At 62.3% G+C, this 6391-nt stretch carries 4 protein-coding genes; 3 read left to right on the top strand and 1 reads right to left on the bottom strand.

From position 1 onward, the window contains the following. Positions 1-19: 19 nt before the first annotated feature. Entirely contained in the window at positions 20-1876 is a 1857-nt protein-coding gene (locus F0L68_RS33575; protein ID WP_149853905.1) for an RHS repeat-associated core domain-containing protein, read from the bottom strand. Between the two features lie 136 nt (positions 1877-2012). Between F0L68_RS33575 and F0L68_RS33570 the strand changes: the two genes are divergently transcribed. From F0L68_RS33570 to F0L68_RS33560, 3 genes are read left to right on the top strand one after another with little or no spacing between them, the layout of a single operon-like run. Continuing rightward, a complete protein-coding gene (locus tag F0L68_RS33570; RefSeq protein WP_149853904.1) occupies positions 2013-4139 on the top strand; it encodes a DEAD/DEAH box helicase family protein in 2127 nt (708 codons plus the stop codon). 11 nt (positions 4140-4150) lie between these two features. Beyond that, entirely contained in the window at positions 4151-4330 is a 180-nt protein-coding gene (locus F0L68_RS33565; RefSeq protein WP_149853903.1) for a hypothetical protein, read from the top strand. Then, on the top strand, positions 4327-6390 hold the full coding sequence (locus tag F0L68_RS33560; RefSeq protein ID WP_149853902.1) for an AAA family ATPase: 2064 nt from the start codon (positions 4327-4329) through the stop codon (positions 6388-6390). The genes F0L68_RS33565 and F0L68_RS33560 overlap by 4 nt, the downstream gene beginning before the upstream one ends. The last annotated feature ends 1 nt before the right edge of the window (position 6391 follow it).

Here is a 6391-nt window from a genome sequence, read left to right as displayed (position 1 = left end):
GAAAGTCGTTGAGATCACGTCACTGCCCTTCTATCATCCCATCCCATGGCTCGATCTGGCCAGAGTTGACCCTTTCCGTCAGCCATTCAGTCGGAACGTCGACCCGAAAGCCTACATCGTGGGTGTCAGGGTGACTCTGAGCCCACTCCGTGGCGAGCCTCTTGTTCCCGAAATGCGCTGCGCCATCGTCGGACCCGTCCGCACTTCGAGGGAAATTCGTCGGATCCACACCATTTCTCAACTCCGAGTCCCCTCGATCGGTCGGTGACGTCCGGTAGAGAGACGTGTTCGAACCTTCGCCAGGAGTGCCCTCCACCGGCGCAGATCCGGCCTGCGGGCCAGAAGATGTCGCCCCTGGTTGACTGACAGGCTCGTGCGGACTGGCGCCGGTTTCGGTTTGTGGGTTGGGCTTGGCGATCGCGTTGTTGTTGGCCGGCGTGTCCGAAGGGCCACTGTCCGAAGTCTTGGTGCCGGGTTCGTCCCGTTCGCCAGCCTGCTTCGTCTGTCCCGAAGGCCGCTCGTTGATCGGCCTCTGGTCGATCCCGTCCTCGGCGGTAGGACGGCGAGGTTCACCGGCATCGCACTCCCCAGCCGAAAATAGCCCAAAGAGAAGACTTGGACTAAACACCGGCAATTCCGGCATTTCCGGCATTGGAAATTCAGGCAGTTGACCATTGGGGAGAGGGACGAATACTGGACCACCTTCGTATGCCGATGTCCCTGGACTGTGAACGTACTGCTCATTCCCCTGAGGACGCCACGACGGGAAGGGGTTCCCGGCTTCCACATCACCACCATCGAGCAATGCCGGGCTCTCCTGCAGCGGCAATTCATCTTGCGCACCCGTGCGATCAGTGTCTTGCCAACTTACGAAACGTGGAGCGTTGCGCGCCGTGGTTCCCACACGACTACCACCCCTATTGCTCCTTCCGCAGGCGCTGTGCCCGGAAGGGTCCGTGTTGTTGAGCGGGTCGTCGTTGCCGAACGCGTACGGGTTGCCCGCGGCGGACGGTCCAGCGAAATCGGCGGAGGCGGTGTCGTGACTGGTGAACGCCCCCATCGCGGGGCTGTACCAGCGGGAGGCGGTGCCCACGTAGCCGGTGGCCGGGTCGGTCCAGCCGCCCTGGAATCCGAGGTCGGTGTGCCGGCCTGCAGTGGCGGTGACTTGCCCGTAGGGGTCAAACGCCGTCGACCCGGTCGGCGCGCCGCCGGTGGCGGTGAAGGTCGCGGTCAGGTCGCCGTGCTGGTTGGTGAACGCCAGCCCGGCACCAGCCCCCGTACCCACGGACAGCACTTGCCCGCTGGGTCCCCTGCCGAAGGTTTGACTGCCATCGCCAGTCAGTGCGTGGCCGGTGCCGTCGTAGCTGAAGGTGTTGCCGCTGGCGGTGGCCACCCGGCCGAGGCCGTCGTAGGTGTAGCCGGTCGAGCCGGCGGTGGCCATCTGGTCGAAGGCGTCGTGGCTGTAGCTGGTCGTGGCGCCTGCGGTGGTTTGGGAGGCCAGGGTTCCGCGGGCGGTGTAGGCGTAGCTGGTGGGGCCGGCGGTGATCAGTTGGTCGCGGGCGTTGTAGGTCGCGGTGAGTGCACCGGCTTGGGTGCGGTTGCCGGCGGCGTCGTAGCCGTAGGTCGTGGTGCTGGAGCCGTTGTTCCAGGTGGCCAGTCGGCCGGCCTGGTCGTAGGTGTAGCTGTGGGCCGCCGCACCGGCGGTGCCGGTGGTGGTCTGGCTGGTGACCCTGCCGTTGGGGTCGTAGCCGTAGCCGACCGCGGCCTCGGTGGCCCCGGCGGGGTTGGTGAGGGTTTGGCCGGTGAGCTGGTGCAGGGCGTTGTAGGTGAACGACTGTGCTGCGGCGCCAACACGGTGAACCTGAGTTGCGACCACGTCTCCGGCGCTGTTCCGTCGACTGCATCCGTGGCATGCACACGGCAGACCGTGTCCTCCGGTGTGCCTCCCGATGATCGCCTTGTCGAGTACGCTTAGAGGTCTTGGTTGAGCGCTGCTTGGCAAGGGAGTGGACTTGATCTCAAGCCTTCGGCACTGCGGAATCAGTGATCACTACCGAAGCGACACGGATGACATCGTTGCCGACTTTTTCGAACCTTGCCTGAGTGTCGCCTCACGCTACGACCGTGCTGTCGGCTACTTCACCAGTACCAGCCTCGCCCTCGCCGCGAACGGTGTCACCCGGTTGGCCGAGAATGGCGGCAGGATCCGGCTGATCGCTAGTCCGCATCTGACCGAGGAAGACATCGAGCAGATCGAGCTCGGCTACGAGTATCGGGAGGTAATCGAGCGCGCCGTCCTGCGTGAACTAGGGCCGGAGGTTGAGAAGTCCGCCGCTCTCGTTCAACGCCTCGGCTTGCTCGGTCGGCTCGTCGGCGAGGAGATCCTCGACATTCGCATCGCCGTGGTTCGCCGCGGAAACCGCCTCGCCTTGTATCACGAGAAGATCGGAATCTTCTCCGACGACGACGGCAACCAGGTTGCATTCAATGGATCATCGAACGAGACCGCTAGCGCGTTCATCGATAACTTTGAATCCGTAGAGGTCTTCCGAAGCTGGGAACCCTCGGACACCAGTCGGGCGGAACGTATCGCCACCTACTTCGCGCAGCTGTGGAGCGGCGACACACCGTATGTCGAGCTGCTCGACTTCCCGACACTTGGCAAAGAACGTCTGCTGGAACTCTCGCGGAGCGCGCGAGAAAGAGGTCTCCTTGGTGCGCCAGGCCCCCTTGAGCCAGGTGTCCTGCTCGGAGTGAGCACGACGGCTTTTCCGATACCGCGTGTACCGAAGGACCTAAAGCTGAGGGGATATCAGCGAGAGGCTATCAAGGCCTGGTTCGCGGCGAACGGCCAAGGTATGTTCGAAATGGCCACTGGCACGGGCAAAACCATCACGGCGCTGGCGGCGGTAACCAAACTTGCGGAAGTGTACGACAGGCAGGATAGGTCTCTACTCGCGGTGGTCGTCGCGCCACAGATTCACCTTGTCGACCAATGGGCCAGGGAGGCCAAAGCATTCGGAATCCGCCCTCTCTGCTGCTATGACGACTCGAAGACGTGGATCGATAGCGCGCATGCGCTCACCTCGGGCCTGGCCGCAAGAACCAATGGCTTTGCCATGATGATCAGCACTAACAAGACACTTGCCGGCCCTTCGTTCCAACAGGTGATCCAGCAGTACGGTGGCGCGTACGTGATAGTCGCGGATGAAGCGCATAACCTGGGCGCAGAATCATCTTTCGCGGCGCTCCCGCCCACCGCGCCGCACCGGCTGGCGCTGTCGGCAACACCCGAACGATGGTTCGACCCTGTCGGCACAGGCGCGCTTCGCGAGTACTTCGGTCAGACACTAATCAACCTCGGTCTTCGCGAGGCGATCGATCTTGGCGCGCTCTGCGAGTACGATTACCGCCCGGTTCTGGTTCCCCTGGATAGCGCCGAGAGTCAGCTCTATGCTTCACTCAGCCAGAAGATCGCCAGGTTGATGGGCGACGGCGAGGGCGATCCCGATCCAGGTCCCCATGACGAGCTGTCGATGCTGCTTCTCCGGCGCGCCCAGATCTTGTCGCACGCGGGCGGCAAGCTTGCCGCATTGCGCTCCGAGCTTGAAGCCCGGCGCGCCCTGCCATGGCAGCTGATCTACTGCGCGGAAGGCAGTGCACCACAAGCCGCTGGCACGACTGACCGCCAGATCGACCGAGTCCTCCGGCTGCTCGGCACCGAACTCGGCATCCCGTGCCATCCATACACGTCCGCGGAGAGCCCCACAGAGCGAACGCGAGTTCTTCAGCGGTTCCGCGCCGGCGACCTGCAAGCCCTCGTGTCCATGCGATGTCTCGACGAAGGCGTGGACATACCCGACGCCCGGATCGCGTACATGCTCGCCAGCAGCACCAATCCGCGACAGTTCATCCAGCGACGCGGTCGCATCCTTCGTCGAGCGGACGACAAGGAGGCAGCCGAGATCGTCGATTTTATCGCCGTGCCCAGCGGCGACATCGATATCAGACTGGAGCGCAGACTTCTGCGTCGCGAAGTTGCCAGGTTTGCCGAGTTCGCCTCATCCGCCCGTAACGCAGGCGAGGCACTGGCCGTGATGCGACACATCCGAATGACGTACGGCCTGATGGATGTCTGAGGAACCTTGGAATGAGTGACTCAAAAACCGAGCGCCAAGCCGTGGCTGAGATCTTCGCCCAGCAGGACGAAGTCGTCCGAGACGTAATCAAGGAGGTATTGACCATTGAGCGAAGTCGCCTCCACTTGCGTCAACAAGACAAGGGAACGATCGACCTGCTGACGAACGCCATGCGAAGGATTGTCGAATGAAACTGTTGTCACTCGAACTGGAGAATTTCAGGCAATTCGAAGGACGTCAGACGATCGAGTTCGCGACCGGAGGTGACGAGGGGAACGTAACGCTCATCTACGGCGCGAACGGCGCAGGGAAGACAACTCTTCTCAACGCATTCACCTGGGCTTTCTACGGCACACTTAGCGCGGATGTCGAGCAGCAAGAACGGCTGTTCACCGACGCCGTATGGGAGAAAACTCAGATCGGCGAAACCGTGACATGTGGCGTCACGATGCTCTTCGAGCACGACGGAACACAGTATCGTCTCCGCCGCTCTATCAACACCCGCAAAAGCAGCCCGCGCCAGCAGTTCCGGCACGCAGACGTCGATCTCACCGGCACTGGCGAAGACGGCACGTGGCGAGAGATTACATCGTTCTCCGACACGCTTGACCTGATCTTGCCGGAGCGGCTCGCGCAATTCTTCTTCTTCAATGGCGAGCGGATCGAGCATCTCGTTCAGCGCGAGGCCTACGAAGACATCCAGGCCGCCATCAAGACGTTGCTCGGAATCGAGCAATACGAGCGGGCGCTGGAGCATCTCCCGGCGGTCGAGAAGGTCTTCGCTGCGGAACTGCGCAAGCTTGGAAGTTCCAAAGCAAGTGACATTGTCGCCCAACTGGAAGCAGAGAAGGAACAGCAGTCAAAATTAGACGGCGAACAGAAGAAGCGTCGGAGCGAGGTCGCTCACCTCAAGGACGAGGTGGATCAGCTTGAGCAGCTTCTCCGTCAGCACGAGGCCACCTCGCAACTCCAAACCCGACGAGACGAACAGCGCCAAGTCCTCGAAGACTCCGAGCGTCGACGACAACAGGCTCGCAACGGACGCAACGAGGCTCTTAGCAAGAGGGCCTACCGAATCTTGCTGTCTGATCTCCTTCCCGAAGTCGAAAATCTTGCCACCGGGCTGCACGCCCGCGGAGAGTTGCCCGCCCCTCTCAAACGCCAGTTCGTTGATGATCTCCTGGAGGCCAAGCAGTGCATCTGTGGTACCCCACTGCTTGCCGACGAAGATCCCTACAAGCACGTCGAGGAGTGGCGGCACAAGGCCGGGCTGGCTGAAGTCGAGGGAGCCTGGCAGCAGATGCGGGGACGCACCAGGGACCTAGGCGACGCGGCGACCGAGGCAATCGCTCAGCTTCACCAGCACACCACGGACATCGCCACGGCAAGCGAGACCTATCGCCAGGCCGAGGAGACGCTCAACGAGATCGCCGCTCAGCTCGCGAAGGTCGGCCCGGAGGATGTCCAGCAGCTCGAGCGGCGACGCAACGAGCTGCGGAACACCATCCAGGAACATGAATTCCGGCTGAGGGACATCATCAAGGAGATCGACAATGTCGCGGTCAAGATCAGGGAGCTGGATGGCAAGCTGAAGAAGGCGCACGGCGAGAACGTCAAGGTGGAAGCCCTTCGCCGGCGGGTCACGGTGACCGGTGAGGCCGCCAGGGCGATCAAATTGATGCTTGACACGGCGAGCGAGAGCATTCGCCGGCGGCTTGATGCCAAGGTCCGCAGCGTGCACTCCGGCATCACCATCAAACCTTTCGTTCCCGAACTCAACCCTGCGTTCGAACTGCGGCTGTGGCGAGGCGAGGGACCCGACCGGCTCCTGGCGCCCAAGTCCACCGGTGAGAACCAGCTGCTGAGTCTGTCGTTCGTCGGTGCGCTCGCGCAGCTGTGCAAGGAGCAAGCAGAGCTTCGTAGCGAGGCCCAGTTGCTCGGTCACATCGGCGGCCTGTACCCGATGGTGATGGACGCGGCATTCGGCAACCTGGACAACAACTATCGCGCAGCCGTCGCACGCGCCCTGCCGAGCATGACCTCACAGGTTGTCGTTCTCACGAGCAAGTCTCAGGCAGACGGTGTTGTCTCCAAGGAACTGTCCGCTCATGTGGGTGCTGAGTACGTGATCTGCGTGCACACGACCAAAGAGGACGCGGAGCGAGAGTCCATCTCCCTTCGCGGGCAGGAGTGGGACTACGTCATCCCCGCCGCGGACTACGACTCCGCCCAACTGCGAAAGGTCTTCTAAG

This window comes from Solihabitans fulvus (genome assembly GCF_008386585.1).
Classification (GTDB): Bacteria; Actinomycetota; Actinomycetes; order Mycobacteriales; family Pseudonocardiaceae; genus Solihabitans; species Solihabitans fulvus.
The sequence above is the reverse complement of the archived record's forward strand: the minus strand, read 5'-3'. Positions and strand labels throughout refer to the sequence as shown.

Coding starts and splice junctions, on each gene's coding strand:
- F0L68_RS33565 (WP_149853903.1), top strand. CDS start 4,151: ATGAGTGACTCAAAAACCGAGCGCCAAGCCGTGGCTGAGATCTTCGCC.
- F0L68_RS33560 (WP_149853902.1), top strand. CDS start 4,327: ATGAAACTGTTGTCACTCGAACTGGAGAATTTCAGGCAATTCGAAGGA.